At 62.9% G+C, this 17,237-nt stretch carries 15 protein-coding genes and 1 pseudogene; 11 read left to right on the forward strand and 5 right to left on the reverse strand.

Annotated elements, in window-relative coordinates:
- Positions 1-132 precede the first annotated feature (132 nt).
- The 4 genes from AC09SL_RS19940 to edd all read right to left on the reverse strand — a co-directional run bounded on the left by AC09SL_RS19940 (position 133) and on the right by edd (position 5,266).
- Positions 133-1,602 (reverse strand): ATP-binding protein, encoded by a 1,470-nt coding sequence (locus tag AC09SL_RS19940; protein ID WP_064107044.1) that lies wholly within the window; start codon positions 1,600-1,602, stop codon positions 133-135.
- Complete coding sequence (locus AC09SL_RS19945; protein ID WP_058543982.1) at positions 1,592-2,323, reverse strand: response regulator; 732 nt, start codon at positions 2,321-2,323, stop codon at positions 1,592-1,594. Before AC09SL_RS19945 ends, AC09SL_RS19940 begins: the two co-directional genes overlap by 11 nt.
- 169 nt (positions 2,324-2,492) lie before the next feature.
- Positions 2,493-3,443 (reverse strand): glucokinase, encoded by a 951-nt coding sequence (locus AC09SL_RS19950; protein ID WP_058543981.1) that lies wholly within the window; start codon positions 3,441-3,443, stop codon positions 2,493-2,495.
- Complete coding sequence (gene edd / locus AC09SL_RS19955) at positions 3,440-5,266, reverse strand: phosphogluconate dehydratase (RefSeq protein WP_058543980.1); 1,827 nt, start codon at positions 5,264-5,266, stop codon at positions 3,440-3,442. Before edd ends, AC09SL_RS19950 begins: the two co-directional genes overlap by 4 nt.
- 230 nt (positions 5,267-5,496) lie before the next feature.
- Here edd and gap point away from each other — a divergent pair, with 230 nt between their 5' ends.
- From gap to AC09SL_RS20005, 10 genes and pseudogenes are all read left to right on the forward strand, one after another.
- Positions 5,497-6,498, forward strand: a complete 1,002-nt coding sequence (gene gap / locus AC09SL_RS19960; protein WP_003184623.1) for a type I glyceraldehyde-3-phosphate dehydrogenase — start codon at positions 5,497-5,499, stop codon at positions 6,496-6,498.
- 176 nt (positions 6,499-6,674) lie between these two features.
- Positions 6,675-7,196, forward strand: coding sequence for an RNA polymerase sigma factor (locus AC09SL_RS19965; RefSeq protein ID WP_058543979.1), 522 nt, complete (start codon positions 6,675-6,677; stop codon positions 7,194-7,196).
- Between the two features lie 99 nt (positions 7,197-7,295).
- The gene (locus tag AC09SL_RS19970) at positions 7,296-8,258 is read left to right on the forward strand and encodes a FecR family protein (RefSeq protein ID WP_058543978.1); all 963 of its coding nucleotides are present in this window, start codon (positions 7,296-7,298) and stop codon (positions 8,256-8,258) included.
- Between the two features lie 119 nt (positions 8,259-8,377).
- Positions 8,378-10,972 carry a TonB-dependent receptor gene (locus AC09SL_RS19975; protein WP_058543977.1) on the forward strand — a complete coding sequence of 865 codons (2,595 nt, stop codon included), beginning with the start codon at positions 8,378-8,380 and terminating at the stop codon, positions 10,970-10,972.
- A 168-nt stretch (positions 10,973-11,140) separates the two neighbouring features.
- Positions 11,141-11,731 (forward strand): biliverdin-producing heme oxygenase, encoded by a 591-nt coding sequence (locus tag AC09SL_RS19980; protein ID WP_058543976.1) that lies wholly within the window; start codon positions 11,141-11,143, stop codon positions 11,729-11,731.
- A gap of 46 nt (positions 11,732-11,777) precedes the next feature.
- Positions 11,778-12,182, forward strand: coding sequence for a YbaN family protein (locus AC09SL_RS19985; RefSeq protein ID WP_058543975.1), 405 nt, complete (start codon positions 11,778-11,780; stop codon positions 12,180-12,182).
- 55 nt (positions 12,183-12,237) lie between these two features.
- Positions 12,238-13,584 (forward strand): CoA transferase, encoded by a 1,347-nt coding sequence (locus tag AC09SL_RS19990; protein WP_058543974.1) that lies wholly within the window; start codon positions 12,238-12,240, stop codon positions 13,582-13,584.
- Positions 13,568-14,080: pseudogene (locus AC09SL_RS19995) on the forward strand (amino acid kinase family protein); the annotation flags it as partial. The gene AC09SL_RS19990 and the pseudogene AC09SL_RS19995, both read left to right, overlap by 17 nt.
- A gap of 65 nt (positions 14,081-14,145) precedes the next feature.
- Positions 14,146-14,505, forward strand: coding sequence for a DUF5064 family protein (locus tag AC09SL_RS20000; protein WP_058543973.1), 360 nt, complete (start codon positions 14,146-14,148; stop codon positions 14,503-14,505).
- Between the two features lie 279 nt (positions 14,506-14,784).
- On the forward strand, positions 14,785-14,961 hold the full coding sequence (locus tag AC09SL_RS20005) for a hypothetical protein (protein ID WP_165826046.1): 177 nt from the start codon (positions 14,785-14,787) through the stop codon (positions 14,959-14,961).
- A gap of 7 nt (positions 14,962-14,968) precedes the next feature.
- Here AC09SL_RS20005 and AC09SL_RS20010 read toward each other — a convergent pair whose 3' ends face one another.
- A complete protein-coding gene (locus tag AC09SL_RS20010; protein WP_003198494.1) occupies positions 14,969-15,862 on the reverse strand; it encodes a helix-turn-helix domain-containing protein in 894 nt (297 codons plus the stop codon).
- A gap of 175 nt (positions 15,863-16,037) precedes the next feature.
- On the opposite strand from AC09SL_RS20010, the gene pobA reads away from it, so the two are divergent.
- Positions 16,038-17,228, forward strand: a complete 1,191-nt coding sequence (pobA, locus tag AC09SL_RS20015; protein ID WP_058543972.1) for a 4-hydroxybenzoate 3-monooxygenase — start codon at positions 16,038-16,040, stop codon at positions 17,226-17,228.
- The last annotated feature ends 9 nt before the right edge of the window (positions 17,229-17,237 follow it).

The raw sequence follows: 17,237 nt of genomic DNA on the forward strand, positions 1-17,237 counted from the left end.
GACATTTACCTGAGGGAGGCGTTGAGGCTACTGGCGCCATCGCGAGCAAGCTCGCTCCCACAGGGAGTCGTGAGGCGCCGAAGATCCAGTGTGGGAGCGGGCTTGCTCGCGAAGAACGATAACGCGATCTGATCAATCCACACTGCGCGGCAACTGCAATGTCACCCGCAACCCCCCTTCACGCAGGTTCTGCAGGCTCACTTCCCCGCCATGGCTGTGGGCGATGTTGCGGGCGATGCCCAGGCCCAGGCCATAGCCTTGCTGCTGCCCGGCGAGGCGGAAGTGTGGTTCGAAGACTTGCTCCAGGCGCTGTTCCGGCACGCCGGGGCCTTCATCGTCGACGTGCAGGATGAACGCGGTTTCATCGTCATCGATGTGCAGGTGGGCGTTCTGTCCGTATTTCAAGGCGTTGTCGATCAGGTTGCCGATGCAGCGCTTGAGGGCCAGCGGCTTGCCGGGATACGGCGCCAGCGCCCGGCCATCCTGGGTCACACGGCCGTTGCCGTTGGGCGCCAGGTAAGGTTCGACCAGGCAATCGAGTACATGGTTGAGGTCCACCGGCTCGATGTTTTCGTGGATGTCGGTGTCCTTGACGCATTGCAGCGCGCCTTTGACCAGCAGCTCCAATTCATCCAGGTCGCGGCCGAACTTGGCCTGCAGGTTTTCGTCCTCCAGCAGCTCGACCCGCAACCGCAAGCGGGTGATCGGCGTGCGCAAGTCGTGGGAGATCGCGCTGAACAACTGGCTGCGTTCAGTCAGGTAACGGCTGATGCGTTCGCGCATGGCATTGAACGCCCGCCCCACCTCCACCACTTCGCTGCCGCCGCCCTCGGCCACCGGCTCCACTTCGGCGCCCAGGGACATGTCCCGCGCGGCCCGGGCCAAACGCTTGAGAGGCCGGCTCTGCCAGTGCACCAGCAAGCCGATGAACAGCAGCAACAGGCTGCTGGTGAGCACGATGAAACCGACCTGTTGCTTGGGCAGGTCTTGCTCTTCAAGGCTGGTGTAGGGTTCGGGCAGCAACGAGGCGATGTACAGCCATTCTCCCGGCGCCATCTGGATCTGCGTGACCAGCACCGGCGGGTTCACCGGCTCCAGGGTCAAGGCGTAGTGAGCCCATGAACGGGGCAACTCATCGAGCTTGAGCCCGGCGTTGAAAATTCGCAGGTCGTCGGGGCTGACAAAATTCACCGAGATATCGGCGCTATTGCCCAACGAACGGCGCAGCACATCGTCCACTGCCTTGAGCACCGCCAGCTTGCGCGGCGTGACTGGCAGCACGTCCATGCCCAGGGGCTTATCGTTGAGGGTGACGACAAACCGCGTACCGCCCATGCTGCGCAACTGGTCCAGCACCAATGGCCGGTACGCCACCGGCAGCGAACGCAAATAACTGACGCTGGCGGTCATCGAATGGGCCAGGCTGCGGGCGCTGGTGACCAGGCCTTCGAGCTGGGTGGCGCGCAGTTGCGCGACCCAGATCAGGCTGGAGAGAGTCTGGGCGAATAGCACCACCAGCAAGGTCAGCAACAGCATCCGCCCGAGCAACGAGCGCGGTACCGGCACCCGTCGGGCTACTCGCTTGATCCAGTCAATGACCATTGCTGGCAACCACACTGGCCGCCAGTTGATACCCGCTGCCGCGCACCGTTCGAATCAGCCGCGGCGGCTTCTCGGTGTCGCGCAGGCGCTGGCGCAGACGACTGACCGCCATGTCGACGATCCGGTCCAGGGGCATCAACTCACGACCACGGGTCGCATTGCCGATGGTGTCGCGGTCGAGGATTTCCTGGGGATGGTCGAGAAACAACTTGAGCAAGGCGAAGTCGGCACCGGAGAGAATCACTTCTTCACCGTCGGTGTGAAACAGCCGATGGCTGACCATGTCCAGCCGCCATTCATCGAAAGCCAGAACTTCGCCGCCGGCGCGTTCCTGGCCGAATTGCGCCCGACGCAGCAGTGCCTTGATGCGCGCCTGCAATTCACGCGGGCTGAACGGCTTGCCCAGATAATCATCGGCGCCCAGCTCAAGACCAATGACCCGGTCGGCCTCGTCGGAACTGGCGGTGAGCATGATGATCGGCACATGAGCCTGGCGCGGGTGCTGGCGAACCCAGCGGCAAAGACTGAAGCCGTCTTCGTCGGGCAACATCACATCAAGGATCACCAGGTCGCTCGGCGCATCGTTCAGTGCCTGGCGAAAGCCCGCGCCGTCGGGCGTGGTCCGCACCTGGAAACCCGCACGGCTGAGGTAAGTGTCCAGCAGTTCGCGAATCTCCTGGTCGTCGTCGACCAACAAAATCGATTTGTTCACTGAACTCACGGGCCTCGTCCTTGTTGTTTGAATGGGAGCGATTATGCCTGATGGACATCGAGTTTTTTATCGCCTGTTCGGACCTTATCGCGAGCAAGCTTTGCTCCCACAGTACTCCCCACAAGATCAAACAGATCTTGTGGGAGCAAGGCTTGCCCGCGATGCAAGCGACGCGGTCTTAACTTTGCTCCAACGCCACGCCCGCGCCCATCAGGCCCGAGTACGGCGCGGTCACCAGCCAGACCGGAATGCCCTTGAAGTAATCGCTCATGCAGCCCTTGTCGGCGAAGCAGCGGGCAAAACCACTTTCGAGGAAGAAGTCGGCAAACCGCGGGACCACGCCACCGACGATGTAGACACCGCCGCGCGCGCCCAGCGTCAACACATTGTTGCCGGCCACGCGTCCCAGCCAGCGGCAGAACTGCTCGAGCACTTCCAGGGCAATCGGGTCGCCAGCCAGGCCAGCGGCGGTGATGGATTCGGGGGTGTCGAGCACCGGCACATGGCCGTCCACCGCGCAAATGGCCCGGTACACTCGAGGCAAACCGCTGCCGCTCAGGGCGGTTTCGGCGCTGACGTGGCCGATTTCGTTGTAGATGTGCTGCCACAACTGGGTTTCCCGCGGGCTGCTCATAGGCAGGTCGACATGACCGCCCTCCCCCGGCAATGCCGCGAAACGGCCTTCGCCCAAATCCAAAAGCGTACCGACGCCCAGCCCGGTGCCCGGCCCTATCACCACCGCCGGACGCAACGGCTCCGGGGTGCCTTCGCACACGACCCGGTATTCATCGGGACGCAGGCGGGTCATGCCCAGGGCCATGGCCGAGAAATCGTTGACCAGCAACAACTTTTCCACCTGCAAGGTCTGGCAGAACGCCAGGTTGCTCAGGCGCCAGTGATTGTTGGTGAAGCGAAACTCATCGCCACTCACGGGACCGGCCACCGACAGGCACACCGAACCGATGGCGCCCGGCTTCAGGCCCAGGCCGCTCAGGTACACCTGAATGGCATCTTCCGGGCAGGCATAATCCGCCGTTGCCAGCACCTGGATGTTTTCCGGGGTGTGGTTTTTCCACAACGCAAAGCGTGCGTTGGTCCCACCGATGTCACCGACCAAAGCCAGTTTCAATTAATCGTCTCCAGGGCAGAAGTGAAGGCGCTGGCGCCCTGCTCCGCCGAGCTGAAGGCCATGCGCATGAAACCGAACAGCTCGCGACCGGTGCCGATGTTGTTGCCCAACAGGCCCTTGGCAGGCTCGCGCGCGGCGAATTCCTCGGCGTCCACCTTCAATTCCAAGGTGCCTTTGACGCCATCGACACGGATGATATCGCCCTCCTGCACCCGGGCCAACGCACCGCCGACATAAGCCTCGGGGCTGACATGAATGGCCGCCGGGATTTTCCCTGACGCGCCGGACATGCGCCCGTCAGTCACCAGCGCCACTTTGAAGCCACGGTCCTGCAATACGCCGAGGAACGGCGTCATCTTGTGCAGCTCGGGCATGCCATTGGAGCGCGGCCCCTGGAAGCGCATCACCGCGACAAAATCTTTTTCCAGCAGGCCGGCCTTGAACGCGTCCGCCAAATCCTGCTGATCCTGGAAGACCATGGCCGGGGCTTCGACAACCTGGTTTTCCAAGGCCACGGCGGAGACCTTCATCACCCCACGGCCCAGGTTGCCTTCCATCACCCGCAGGCCGCCTTCAGACGAGAACGCACGAGCCACCGGGCGCAGGATGTTTTCGTCGAGGCTTTCGATCGGGCCGTCGCGCCACACCAGCTCGCCATCCTCGAGGAACGGCTCCTGGGTGTAGCGGCTCAGGCCGTGACCGAGCACGGTGTTGACGTTTTCGTGGAGCAAACCGGCTTCCAGCAACTCACGGATCAGGAACGACATGCCGCCCGCTGCCTGGAAGTGGTTGATGTCGGCCTTGCCGTTCGGGTAGACGTGGCTCAGGGTCGGCACCACCTCGGAGAGGTCGGCCATGTCCTGCCAGGTCAACTGGATACCCGCCGCCATGGCGATGGCCGGCATGTGCAGGGTGTGATTGGTGGAGCCGCCAGTGGCATGCAACGCGACGATGGAATTGACCAGCGAGCGCTCATCGACGATTTCGCCGATGGGCATGAAGTTGCCGCTTTGCTTGGTCATGCGCGTGACCTGGAACGCCGCCTCACGGGTCAGGGCATCGCGCAACGGCGTGTTCGGATTGACAAACGAGGCGCCCGGCAAGTGCAGGCCCATCACTTCCATCAACAACTGGTTGGTGTTGGCGGTGCCGTAGAAGGTACAGGTGCCGGGGCTGTGGTAGGACTTCATCTCCGATTCCAGCAACTCTTCGCGGGTGGCCTTGCCTTCGGCATAGCGCTGACGCACGTCGGCTTTTTCCTTGTTGGAAATGCCCGAGACCATCGGCCCGCCCGGCACGAAGATCGTCGGCAAGTGGCCGAAACGTAGCGCGCCCATCATCAGGCCCGGCACGATCTTGTCGCAGATGCCGAGCATCAGTGCGCCGTCGAACATGTTGTGGGACAGCGCCACCGCCGTGGAGAGCGCGATCACTTCACGGCTCGGCAGGCTCAGTTCCATCCCCGCCTCGCCCTGGGTCACCCCGTCGCACATCGCGGGCGTGCCACCGGCGAACTGACCGACCGAGCCGATCTCGCGCAGGGCTTTCTTGATCTGTTCCGGGAAGGTTTCGTAGGGCTGGTGGGCCGAAAGCATGTCGTTATAGGACGACACGATGGCGATGTTGGCGGCGTTCATCATCCGCAGGTGATGCTTGTCTTCGGTGCCGCAACCAGCTACGCCGTGCGCGAAGTTGGCGCACTGCAGCTTGCCGCGCATCGGACCGTCGCTGGCTGCACCGTGGATCAATGCAAGGTAAGCCTGACGCGTGGCGCGGCTGCGGGCGATAAGCCGTTCGGTGACCTCAAGGACGCGGGGATGCATGTGTAGAACTCCAGGCTAACGGGTGTGGCGACCTGATTGTCTATGCTGGTCAAAAGCCCGCTGCACGCTGTGTGAAGGGCGAGGCGACAGACGGTTTCTGACCATTCGGACCAGTTGATTCAGGTCACTCGTTGTAGATAAAACAAAATATTGCCACTAAAAAGGCTTGTTTTCTATTTTTATGCGAATAATCTTGTAATTCCAACAACAAATCGACGGCGGCGCAGTTAATGACTCTTCGAATCGCAATCAATGGTTTTGGCCGCATCGGCCGCAACGTCCTCCGTGCACTGTATACCCAAGGCTATCGTCGCGACCTGCAGATCGTCGCCATCAACGACCTGGGTGACAGTGCCATCAATGCCCATCTGCTCAAGTTCGACACCGTGCACGGCACGTTCGATGCTGATGTGCAGCATGATCACGAAAGCCTGACGGTCAATGGCGACCGCATCTCGGTCAGCGCCATTCGCAACCCGGCCGAACTGCCCTGGGCAGCCGAGAAGATCGACGTCGTGTTCGAATGCACTGGCCTGTTTACCGACCGTGCCAAGGCTGCCGCGCATATCAGCGCCGGTGCCCGCAAGGTGATCATCTCGGCCCCGGCCAAGGGTGCCGATGCCACCGTCGTGTATGGCGTGAACCACGACATCCTGCGCCAGTCCCACCAGATCATCTCCAACGCTTCGTGCACCACCAACTGCCTGGCCCCGGTGGCCCAGGTGCTGCACCGCGAGCTGGGCATCGAAAGTGGCCTGATGACCACCATCCATGCCTACACCAACGACCAGAACCTGACCGACGTCTACCACAGCGACCCGTACCGCGCCCGCTCAGCCACCCAGAACATGATCCCGAGCAAGACCGGCGCCGCCGAAGCGGTGGGCCTGGTGCTGCCGGAACTGGCGGGCAAGTTGACCGGCATGGCGGTGCGTGTACCGGTGATCAACGTGTCCCTGGTGGACCTGACCGTGCAGCTCAAGCGCGAGGCGTCGGCCGAAGAAGTCAACGAACTGCTGCGCCATGCCAGCCAGCATTCGAAGATCCTCGGCTACAACACCCTGCCGCTGGTCTCCAGTGACTTCAACCACAATCCGCTGTCGTCGATCTTCGACGCCAACCACACCAAGGCCAGCGGCAAGCTGCTCAAGGTACTGGCCTGGTATGACAACGAATGGGGCTTCTCCAACCGCATGCTGGATAACTGCCTGGCGTTGTGTAACGCCGAATAATGTTCGGCACCGTAGGAGCTGCCGCAGGCTGCGATCTTTTCCGGCTCAATTGAATCGCGAGCGAAACATCAAGATCAAAAGATCGCAGCCTGCGGCAGCGCCTACGAGAATCAGCGCTTGACCAAAAGAGTAGATGATAAGCATTATCATCTACTCGAACCGGATCGGGCCCTACCGTGAGTCAATCGCGCTTTCATCACGTCTTCCTCGCCCAGCGCACGCCGCTGCTGCGCACCCTCGAGCGCATGGTCAGCAACCCCAGTACCGCCGAAGACCTGCTTCAAGAAACCTACCTGCGCGTCACCCGCGCGCTGGGCGAACGCACGGTCGAGCACCTCGAACCCTTTGTCTTCCAGACCGCCCGCAACCTGGCGCGGGACCATCTGCGTGCCCGGCGTATTCAGTCGCGGACCTTGCTGGATGACATACCGTCGGAGGTCGTCCAAAACGTCGTCGACCCCCAAAGCAGTGCCGAGGACGCCGCCCATGCCCAACAACTGCTCGAGCGCCTGAACGTCAGCCTCCAGGCCCTGAGCTGGCGACAGCAGCAGATCTTCATCCTCAGCCGCCTGCATGGCCATAGTTACCAGCAAATCGCCGAACGCCTGGACGTGTCGCTGAGCACTGTGCAGAAGGAACTGAAACTGATCATGGCGATCTGTGTGGGTGTGGCTGAACGTAGCCACGGCGAGCAGTGACTCGCCCCACGCCTCAGGCCAAAAGCTGCGTACACGCTTGCCACTTGCTGCGTACAGCTTGTAGCTTGAGCCCGTGCCGCTAAATACCGGGAACCCACTGTGACGGACAATCACCGCTCTGCCGAGCCCACTGCGACGCCGGAAACCGCCCATGCGATGGAGCAAGCGCTGGACTGGCTGATCCTGCTGGACAACCCCAGCGAGGAACAGACACGGCAGTTCCACGCCTGGCTGGCGGCCGACCCACGCCACGGCGAGGCGTTCGCCCGGGCCCAGGCGATCTGGAACGGCCCGCAGGTGATGGAAAGCGCCCGCCGACTTGAAGCCACGCCCAAGGTCACCGCGCTGTCGCGCCTGCGTGCCCATTGGAAACCCCTGGCCACCGCTGCCGTGCTGTTGCTCGGCCTGTTCAACTTCAGCGACCTGCCCCTGCGCTTGCAGGCCGATCACCTGACCGTGGTCGGTGAGCGCCAGCGCCTGCAGTTGGAGGACGGCTCCAAGGTCCTGCTCAACACCGATTCGGCCTTCTCCAGCACGTTCAACGAACAGCGACATGTGGCCCGCCTGTACAAGGGCGAGGCGTTTTTCGAAATCCCGGGCAACCGCAACCTGCCGCTGGAAATCGACGCCGGCCCGGTCACGGCCAGCGTCAGCGACACCACGTTCGCCGTGCGTTACCTCGACGGCGTGGCCCAGGTCCAGGTGCAGCGCGGTGACGTGGATCTGCGGGCCACTCGCAACGACACCCATGTGCGGCTGTCAGCCGGCGAAAGCATCCGCATCGGCCCCAACGGCTTCGACCGCCCGGCCCGGCTCGATGCCAACACCGACCTGGCCTGGGTCCAGGGTCGGCTGGTGTTCGAAAACCGCCCACTGAGCCAGGTACTGGCCGAGCTGCAACGCTACTACCCCGGTTGGATCATCAACGGTAACGAACAATTGGCCAACGTTGCCGTGACCGGCAATTACCGCCTCGACCAGCCGCTGGACGTGGTCCGTTCGCTGGCCCACATCACCTCGGCGCAGCTCCAGGAGTTCCCGGCGCTGGTGATCTTGAACTAAATGAGAATTATTTTTACTCGATAGGCTCTGCTGATTCGTCTCGTTATAGCCAATGCAATTGATTCGCATCCATCGATGTGAATCTGCACCTATAACAGATGCGACACGGAGCGCTATCGATGTCCTCTCGCCTTACTTGCCGGTTTCTTGCCCCCTCCTGCACGCTGTCACTGCTCACCGCCGCCCTCTTGATGGCCGGCACCGCGCCGCTCGCCCTGGCCGCCACCACCGTGCCCCCTCCTGCACGCAACATGGGCGACTACACCTTTGCCATTGCCCGACAGCCCCTGGTCTCGGCCCTGAATGCATTCACTGCGGTCACCGGCTGGCAAGTCGGGATGCCGGCGGAACTGGCCGAAGGTGTCGCATCGCCAGGGGTGAACGGCTCGCTGTCACCCGAAAAGGCCCTGGCGCGCCTGTTGGTGGGGACCAACCTGAGCTACCGCAAGCTGGGCGACAACAGCATCATCCTGGAAAAACGCAGTGCCGGCAGCGCGCTGGAGTTGCAACAGGTGACCATCAGCGCCACCCGCCAGGAACAGGACATCACCAGCGTGCCAAGCACGGTCACCGTCCACGACCGCCAGGAACTGGACCGCAACAACATCAATACCCTCAAGGACCTGGTGCGCTATGAGCCGGGCGTATCGGTGGGTGGCGCGGGCCAGCGCGGCGGTATCAGCGGCTACAACATCCGTGGTATCGACGGTAACCGGATCCTGACCCAGGTCGACGGCGTAGAGATCCCCGGCGGCTTCTTCAACGGCCCCTACGCCAAGACCCAGCGCAACTACGTCGACCCGGAAATCATCAAGCGCGTGGAAATCCTTCGCGGCCCGGCCTCGGTGCTGTACGGCAGCAATGCCATAGGCGGTGCCGTCAGCTACTTCACCCTCGATCCGGACGACATCATCAAGCCGGGCCAGGACGTTGGCGCCCGCCTGAAGACCGGCTACAGCTCCGCCGACGAGAGCTGGCTCAAGTCCGCCACGGTCGCCGGCCGCAGCGGGCCGTTCGACGGCCTGTTGCACTACAGCCAGCGCGACGGTCACGAAACCGAATCCTACGGCAGCCACAACGGCACCGGCCTGGACCGCACCTCCGCCAACCCCGCAGATGTGCGCGCCAACAACGTGCTGGCCAAGCTCGGCTGGAACTACAGCGATGACGGACGCCTTGGCCTGGTCTACGAAAAATACAAGGACGACCGCGACAGCGACCTGAAAAGCGCCTACGGCGGTCCCTACGCCGACGGCCAGCCGGCCATTCCCGCCTCTGTGCTGCCCGGCGGCATGTACCAGTGGCGCACTGGCAACGACACCATCACCCGCGAGCGTTTCGGCCTGGAGCACAGCTTCGCCCTGGACAGCCTGCTGGCCGATCACATGAAGTGGAGCCTGAATCACCAGGTCGCCAAGACCGACCAGAGCACCGCCGAATTCTACTTCCCCATCACCCGCCAGGTCCTGCGCACCCGGGAGACCCTCTACGAAGAGAAACAGTGGGTCTTCGACGCGCAACTGGACAAGGCCTTCAGCGTCGCCGACACCGATCACGCGCTGACTTACGGCACCACCCTCAAGCAGCAGAAAGTCACTGGCTCGCGCAGCGGCAATGGCGTGTGCCTGGCGGTTGGCGTCGGTTGCTCCGCCGTGGGCGCCATCAGCACCCGGGACGTGCTGGCAAAGGTCAGTGATTTCCCTGACCCGACCATCAACACCTACAGCCTGTTCGCCCAGGACCAGATCGGTTGGGACCGCTGGACCTTCACGCCGGGCCTGCGCTACGACTACACCCGGCTCAAACCGCATCTGACCGAGCAATTCCTCAACGCCGTGGACCCTACCGGCGGCGGTGCAGTCAACGACAAGAACAAGACCTGGCATCGCGTCTCGCCCAAGTTCGGCGTGACCTATGCCCTGAGCGATGAATACACCTGGTACGGCCAGTACGCCGAAGGCTTCCGCACCCCGACCGCCAAGGCCCTGTACGGTCGTTTCGACAACCCCGATGCCGGCTACAGCGTGGAACCCAACCCCGACCTGGAACCGGAAAAAAGCAAGAGCTACGAGACTGGCCTGCGTGGCCGTTTCGATTCCGGCTCGTTCGACGTGGCGGTGTTCTACAACAAGTACCGCGACTTCATCAACGAGGATGCCATCACCCCTGGCGCCGATCAGTTGACCTTCCAGAGCAACAACATCAAGCACGCCACCATCAAGGGCGCCGAGGCCAGGGGACGCCTGGAGCTGGAGGTGTTTGGCGCGCCAAAGGGCCTCTACACCCAAGGCTCGGTGGCCTACCTCTATGGTCGCAACAACGACACGGGCGAGCCGCTCAACAGCATCAATCCGCTGACCGGCGTGTTTGGCCTGGGCTACGACCAGGACCGCTACGGCACTTTGCTCAGTTGGACCTTGGTCAAGAAAAAGGACCGCGTCGACGACAGCAACTTCAACTCGCCCGATGGCGTGAACAGCCAGTTCAAGACGCCGGGCTTCGGCATCCTCGACCTGAGCGGTTTCTACAAGGTGACCGACGACGTCACCGTCAGTGGCGGCCTCTACAACCTCACCGACAAGAAGTACTGGCTGTGGGACGACGTGCGCGGCTACGACAGCGTCGGCGAAGCGGCGGTGCTGAACCCCGCCAACCTCGATCGCCTGACGGCGCCAGGGCGTAACTTCGCGGTGAACCTGATCTGGGATATCTGACTCGGTTGCCCTGGCAAAACAAATACCCGTGGCGAGGAGAGTCATGTGGGAGCAAGGCTTGCCCGCGATGAAGGCGATGCGGTCTTTCAGAGATCGAGGCGCCTGTTTCGCGAGCAAGCTTTGCTCCCACAGCCCCTCGCCACAATGCTTGCATTCGAAGGAATTCATATGACCACACAACGCCCCGCTTCACGCTCCCAACGCCTGAACCAGATCACCCACGAGCCCCATAGCAAGCTCGACGCGCTGGTCAAGGCCCACGCCCCGTTCGAAACCCCGGCCAGCTTTGCCCGTTTCGTCGTCGCCCAGTATCTGTTCCAGTCGGAACTGGTGGCGCTGTACAACGACGCCGAACTGTCCAACCTGATCCCCGACCTGCCGGCCCGGTGCCGGGCAGAAGCGGCCAAGGCGGACCTGGCCGACCTGGACACCGAAGTACCCGCGCCAGTGGCCGGTGCGGTGAAAAACCCGACCCAGGCTGAGGCCTTGGGCTGGCTGTTCGTCTCCGAGGGCTCCAAGCTCGGCGCCGCGTTCTTGATCAAGCGTGCCGTGGGCTTGGGACTGAGCGAAACCTTCGGCGCCCGGCACCTGGCAGAACCTGCCGGCGGGCGCGCCGAAGGCTGGAAAACCTTCACCCGCACCCTCGACGGCCTGGCCTTCACCGAACAACAGGAAGCCGAGGCAGACCAAGGCGCACTGGACGCCTTCAACCGCTTTACGGTGCTGCTGGAACAGGCCTATGCGGCCGAGTTGGCCTGAAAATCACCGCCATCCCACAGGGATGGTGCATGACTGAAAAACGCTGATGAACCGCCCCTCAAAACCCACCCAACTGCTCTTCGCCCTGCTCGCCTACACCAGCCTGGGCATCGGCCTGGTCGCCATCGTCGTGCCCGGCTTGCCGACGACCGAGTTCATCCTGTTGGCCGCCTGGGCCGCGACCCGCAGTTCGCCGCGCCTGAGCGCCTGGCTGGAGAACCATCGGCTGTTCGGGCCCATGCTGCACAACTGGCGCAACGGCAAGGTCATCCCGCGCCGGGCCAAGGTCGGTGCCACCACCAGCATGCTGCTCTGTGCAGGCTTGATGCTGGTGCTGCTCGACCACGGCTGGCCGGTTTACCTTGCGATCGCCGGCATGGGCCTGGGCAACCTGTGGATCTGGTCGCGCCCGGAACAGGTGCGCAGCGCTTGCTCCCGCGGGGACGCGTAGCGACCCCCAACGGATTTTTGATCTATGATCGCCTTCTCGTACTGGAGGGCTTTCGATGTCAGATCTGCTCACGTCCATGCAAACCGCGCTCGGCTTGCCCACGACCCCGATCACCTTCACCGGCGACGGTGCCCTGCCCTCGGCCTTCGCCGTCACGGAGTTGGCCTGCGCCAGCATCGCCGTGGCCGGCCAGGCGATCGCCGAACTCATCCAGCAACAAACCGGTCGCCTGCCGCCTGTCGAGGTCGACCGACGCCTGGCGTCGTTCTGGTTCTCCACCTCCCTGCGCCCTATCGGCTGGAGCGTGCCGCCGATGTGGGACCCGGTGGCCGGCGACTACGCCAGCGCCGACGGCTGGATTCGCCTGCACACCAACGCACCGCATCATCGCCTGGCGGCGGAAAAAGTCCTCGGCACCTGCACCGACCGCGCCGACATGGCGGCCAGGGTGGCCCGATGGAACAAGGCCGAGCTGGAGCAGGCCGTGGTCGACGCAGGCGGTTGCGCCGCCGAGATGCGCTCGTGGCAAGCGTGGCAGGCCCACCCCCAAGGCCTGGCGGTGAATGCCGAGCCGCTGGTGCACCTGAGTCAAACGACTGCAGAGCAGCGCAAACCCTGGCTAGGCTCCGTGACCCAGCCATTGGCGGGCCTCAAGGTGCTGGACCTGACCCGCGTACTGGCCGGCCCGGTCGCCAGCCGCTTTCTCGCCGGCCTGGGGGCCGACGTGCTGCGTATCGACCCACCCACCTGGAACGAACCCGGCGTGGTGCCGGAAGTCACCCTGGGCAAACGCTGCGCCCGCCTCGACCTGCATCGGGCCGAAGATCGCGCCGCGTTCGAGGCGCTGCTCCAGGACACCGACATCCTCCTGCACGGCTACCGTGCCGACGCCCTGGAACACCTGGGCTACGGCGCCGAGCAGCGCCGGCAGATGGCCCCGGGCCTGATCGACGTCAGCCTCAATGCCTACGGCTGGAGCGGCCCGTGGCAGAACCGGCGCGGCTTCGACAGCCTGGTGCAGATGAGCAGCGGCATTGCCGAAGCCGGCATGGGCTGCAAACGCACCGACAAACCGACACCGCTGCCGGTGCAAGCGCTGGATCACGGCACCGGCTACCTGCTGGCGGCCAGCGCCCTGGTGTTGTTGTCCCGACGCCTGGCAAGCGGTCACGGCGGCTCGGCACGCTTGTCACTGGCACGTACGGCGAAGCTATTGATCGAACGTGGCGCCGGGGACCCGAGCCCATTGCGAGCCGAGGCTGAGGATGATCAGGGACTGGTGGTCGAACAGACGCCGTGGGGACCGGCCCATCGCCTGCATGTACCCTTGAAAATCACCGGGACGCCGCTGCAATGGACCTTGCCGGCGGCGGAACTGGGCGCGCATCGGGCACGGTGGTGACGGCCGTCCATTGTGGTTCCGCCGCGTGGTCGCAAGCCCCAGGCCCAAGCGCATCTTTGAAATCCGCCCGATCAAATGGCTGCTGGAAAAAGGCAGCATCGTGATCTGTGCCGGCGGTGGCGGCATCCCGACGATGTACGACGCCAACGGCAAGCTGCAAGGCGTGGAAGCGGTGATCGACAAGGACCTGTGCTCGGCGTTGCTGGCCGAACAGCTGGAAAGCGACCTGCTGGTGATCGCCACCGACGTCAACGCCACGTTCATCGACTTCGGCAAGCCGACCCAGAAAGCCATCGCCCAGGCCCACCCCGACGAAATGGAAAAGCTCGGCTTCGTCGCCGGTTCCATGGGGCCGAAGGTCCAGGCGGCCTGCGAGTTCGCGCGCAACACTGGCAAGGTCGCGGTGATCGGTTCACTCTCGGACATCGAGGCCATCGTCCAGGGCATCGCCGGCACCCGCATCAGCACGGCGACACCTGGCATCGCTTATCGATAACAGGAAACTTGCGGGGCGGATCCAGGGTCTGCCCTACTCCCCATGCCGTCAAAGGAGAGTTGCTTATGGCCAAATTCGAACCCGGGCACCTGCACATGGAGCGCCACGCGCTGAACAAGGAAGATTTCAGCTACAACCTGTGCATCGACTACAAGGTCGACCAGGACGGCAAGGAAGGCACTGGCATGTCGTTCCGGGTGCATGGCACCGTCGAAGAAAAGCCCCTGGACGAGACGTTCTTCCTGGCCAAGGACCAGGCCTTCGACTTCGCCCGCCATGCCACGCGCATCGCCCAGAAATATGGCTTGCCCAAGACCGCCAGCATCGGCTCGATGCACAAGTACTACGATGAAATGTTCGAAGACGTGCGCAAGCAACTGGACGTCAAGCCGGGGGACCCGATGAAGCCGGAACACCTGGCATAACCCCCCGAAAGCCCCAACCCCTGTTTGTGGGAGCAGACCTGTGGGAGCAAGGTCTGTGGGAGCAAGGCTTGCCCGCGATGGCATCGCCTCGGTCTATCAGCTACACCGAGGTGTTTGCATCGCGGGCAAGCCTTGCTCCCACAGCTCTGCTCACCCCAACAAGGGAATATCAGTGTTCTGAATATCGGGTTACACACAAAGTCTGCCTGGCTGGCAACTCGCTACAGCTGACCTATTCTGAAAGGAGTACCCCCGGGTATTCGTTCAGAGGTCACCGCCATGAACATCAAAACAAGAAGACGCCTCGCCATTTTCGTCACCTGCACCGCCACGCTTGCGTTGTATGGCACTGCGGCCTATCGGGTCGAGCAGGCCAGGCAACTGCCCCGTGAATACGCCAGTTGCAACTTCGAACGGTGCATCCCCCACAGCGCAACCCTGAACGCCCTGCGCTGAGGCGTGGTCAGTCGTCCTGCTGATCGGTCTTGAGCCGGTCCCGGAACGCCTTGGGTGAAATGCCGACACGCCGGCGGAACAGCCGGGTGAAGTTGGTCGGGTCGGAAAACCCGAGCATTTCGGAAATCTCGTAGATGGTCATGCCGGTGTAGGTCAGCAGGCGCTTGGCTTCCAGCAACTGGCGCTCATGCATGATCTGCAACGCCGGTTGCCCGGCCAGTTCCCGACAGGTGCCGTTGAGGTGCGACACGGAAATGCCCAGGCGGTGGGCCAGGTCCTCGACCTTGACGTGCTCGCGATAGGTTTCTTCCACCAACTGAATGAAGCCGTTGAGGTATTCCCGGGCCCGTTGCGGGCGCTGGGCCTGGGTATGGCGCTGCATCACCTGGCGGCTGACCCAGACCATGATCACGCTGACCAGCGCATGCATCAGCATTTCCCGGGCTGGTTGATGCCCCACGTACTCATTCTGCAACGCGCTGAACAGGCTATTGAGGTACTCGGCATTCTCAAGGGCGGGGTAGCTTTCGGCCTGGGCCAGGACGTTGACCGAATGCCCCAGTTGCGCTTGCAGGTGCGTAACCAGCGGCGCCGCCAGAGTCACCACGTAACCTTCCACATCCTCGGAAAAACGAAAGCCATGGACCGACAGCGGCGGCAGGATCTGCACGGCCGGCTCGGTGAGTAGCGTGCGCCGGCCTTCGATTTCCAATTCCGCCTGGCCCTTGAACACAAACAGCAACTGGCACAGATCGGCATGCCGGTGGGGTTTGATTTCCCACTGATGCTCGCGGCTGCGCTTGGAAATGGTCTCGCAGTGCAACAGGTCCGGTGTTGGCCATTCCTGGCTCTCGCCGTAGAGCTTGAACACCGGAATCGAAGGCAGGTCAGGTTTTTTCATAACGTGGATCCGGGCCAGGGGTTGCGGGCGATAATCGCACCAATTGGCAAAAAGAACAGGTATCGGCTCAGTTTTCCCCTTCAACTGACAGGTCCGCAAGCGAAAAATGTAGGCACTCGATTTCTAATAATCAACACCGACCCTGGTCGCGTGCTTCGTGCGAGTCATAAGAACAATGAAAACCCTCAAGACCCAAGTCGCCATTATCGGTGCTGGCCCCTCTGGCCTGCTGCTCGGCCAGTTGCTGCACAACGCCGGGATCGACACTGTCATCCTCGAACGCCAGACCCCGGAATACGTCCTGAGCCGCATCCGCGCCGGAGTGCTGGAGCAAGGCATGGTCGAACTGCTGCGCCAGGCCGGGGTTGGCCAGCGCATGGACGCCGAAGGCCTGCCCCATGACGGCTTTGAGCTGGTGCTCAATGATCGGCGGGTGCACATCGACCTCAAGGGCCTGACCGGTGGTAAAAACGTCATGGTCTACGGCCAGACCGAAGTGACCCGGGACCTGATGGCCGCCCGCCAAGCCGCCGGCGCCCGGACGCTGTACCTGGCCAGCAATGCCCAACCCCACGACATGCAAACCGAGCAGCCCTTCGTGACCTTCGAGCACCAGGGGGAAACCTGGCGCCTGGACTGCGACTACATTGCCGGTTGCGACGGTTTCCATGGCGTGGCGCGACAGTCCATTCCTGCGGAAACACTCAAGGTCTTCGAACGGGTCTACCCGTTTGGCTGGCTCGGCGTGCTCGCCGACACCCCGCCGGTTCACGAAGAACTGGTCTACGCTCGCCACGCGCGCGGTTTTGCCTTGTGCAGCATGCGCTCCAAGACCCGCACCCGTTATTACCTGCAAGTGCCCGCCGAGGAACAAGTGGCGGACTGGCCAGACGAGCGTTTCTGGGATGAACTGAAAAACCGCCTGCCCGCCGACCTGGCCGAAGCCCTGGTGACCGGCCCGTCCATCGAAAAAAGCATCGCCCCGCTGCGCAGCTTCGTGGTCGAGCCGATGCAGTACGGGCGGATGTTCCTGGTGGGCGATGCCGCCCACATCGTCCCGCCCACTGGCGCCAAGGGTCTTAACCTGGCGGCCAGCGATGTCAGCACGCTGTTCAACATCCTGCTCAAGGTCTATCGCGACGGCCGTGTGGATTTGCTGGAAAAGTATTCGGCCATCTGCCTGCGGCGCGTCTGGAAAGCCGAGCGCTTCTCCTGGTGGATGACCTCGATGCTGCACCGCTTCGACGACGATGCCTTCAACCAGCGCATCAGCGAAGCCGAGCTGGAATATTTCGTCGACTCCGAGGCCGGTCGCAAGACCATCGCGGAAAATTACGTCGGACTTCCTTACGAGGCTATCGAATAGCGGCCTATC

The organism is Pseudomonas sp. PF05 (assembly GCF_056521845.1).

Excerpts from the sequence above, each read along its gene's own strand:
- AC09SL_RS19980 (WP_058543976.1), top strand. The coding sequence starts at position 11,141 with ATGACCACACAACGCCCCGCTTCACGCTCCCAACGCCTGAACCAGATC.
- pobA (WP_058543972.1), top strand. The coding sequence starts at position 16,038 with ATGAAAACCCTCAAGACCCAAGTCGCCATTATCGGTGCTGGCCCCTCT.
- AC09SL_RS19940 (WP_064107044.1), bottom strand. The coding sequence starts at position 1,602 with ATGGTCATTGACTGGATCAAGCGAGTAGCCCGACGGGTGCCGGTACCG.
- AC09SL_RS19975 (WP_058543977.1), top strand. The coding sequence starts at position 8,378 with ATGTCCTCTCGCCTTACTTGCCGGTTTCTTGCCCCCTCCTGCACGCTG.
- AC09SL_RS20010 (WP_003198494.1), bottom strand. The coding sequence starts at position 15,862 with ATGAAAAAACCTGACCTGCCTTCGATTCCGGTGTTCAAGCTCTACGGC.
- AC09SL_RS20005 (WP_165826046.1), top strand. The coding sequence starts at position 14,785 with ATGAACATCAAAACAAGAAGACGCCTCGCCATTTTCGTCACCTGCACC.
- edd (WP_058543980.1), bottom strand. The coding sequence starts at position 5,266 with ATGCATCCCCGCGTCCTTGAGGTCACCGAACGGCTTATCGCCCGCAGC.
- gap (WP_003184623.1), top strand. The coding sequence starts at position 5,497 with ATGACTCTTCGAATCGCAATCAATGGTTTTGGCCGCATCGGCCGCAAC.
- AC09SL_RS19990 (WP_058543974.1), top strand. The coding sequence starts at position 12,238 with ATGTCAGATCTGCTCACGTCCATGCAAACCGCGCTCGGCTTGCCCACG.
- AC09SL_RS20000 (WP_058543973.1), top strand. The coding sequence starts at position 14,146 with ATGGCCAAATTCGAACCCGGGCACCTGCACATGGAGCGCCACGCGCTG.
- AC09SL_RS19985 (WP_058543975.1), top strand. The coding sequence starts at position 11,778 with ATGAACCGCCCCTCAAAACCCACCCAACTGCTCTTCGCCCTGCTCGCC.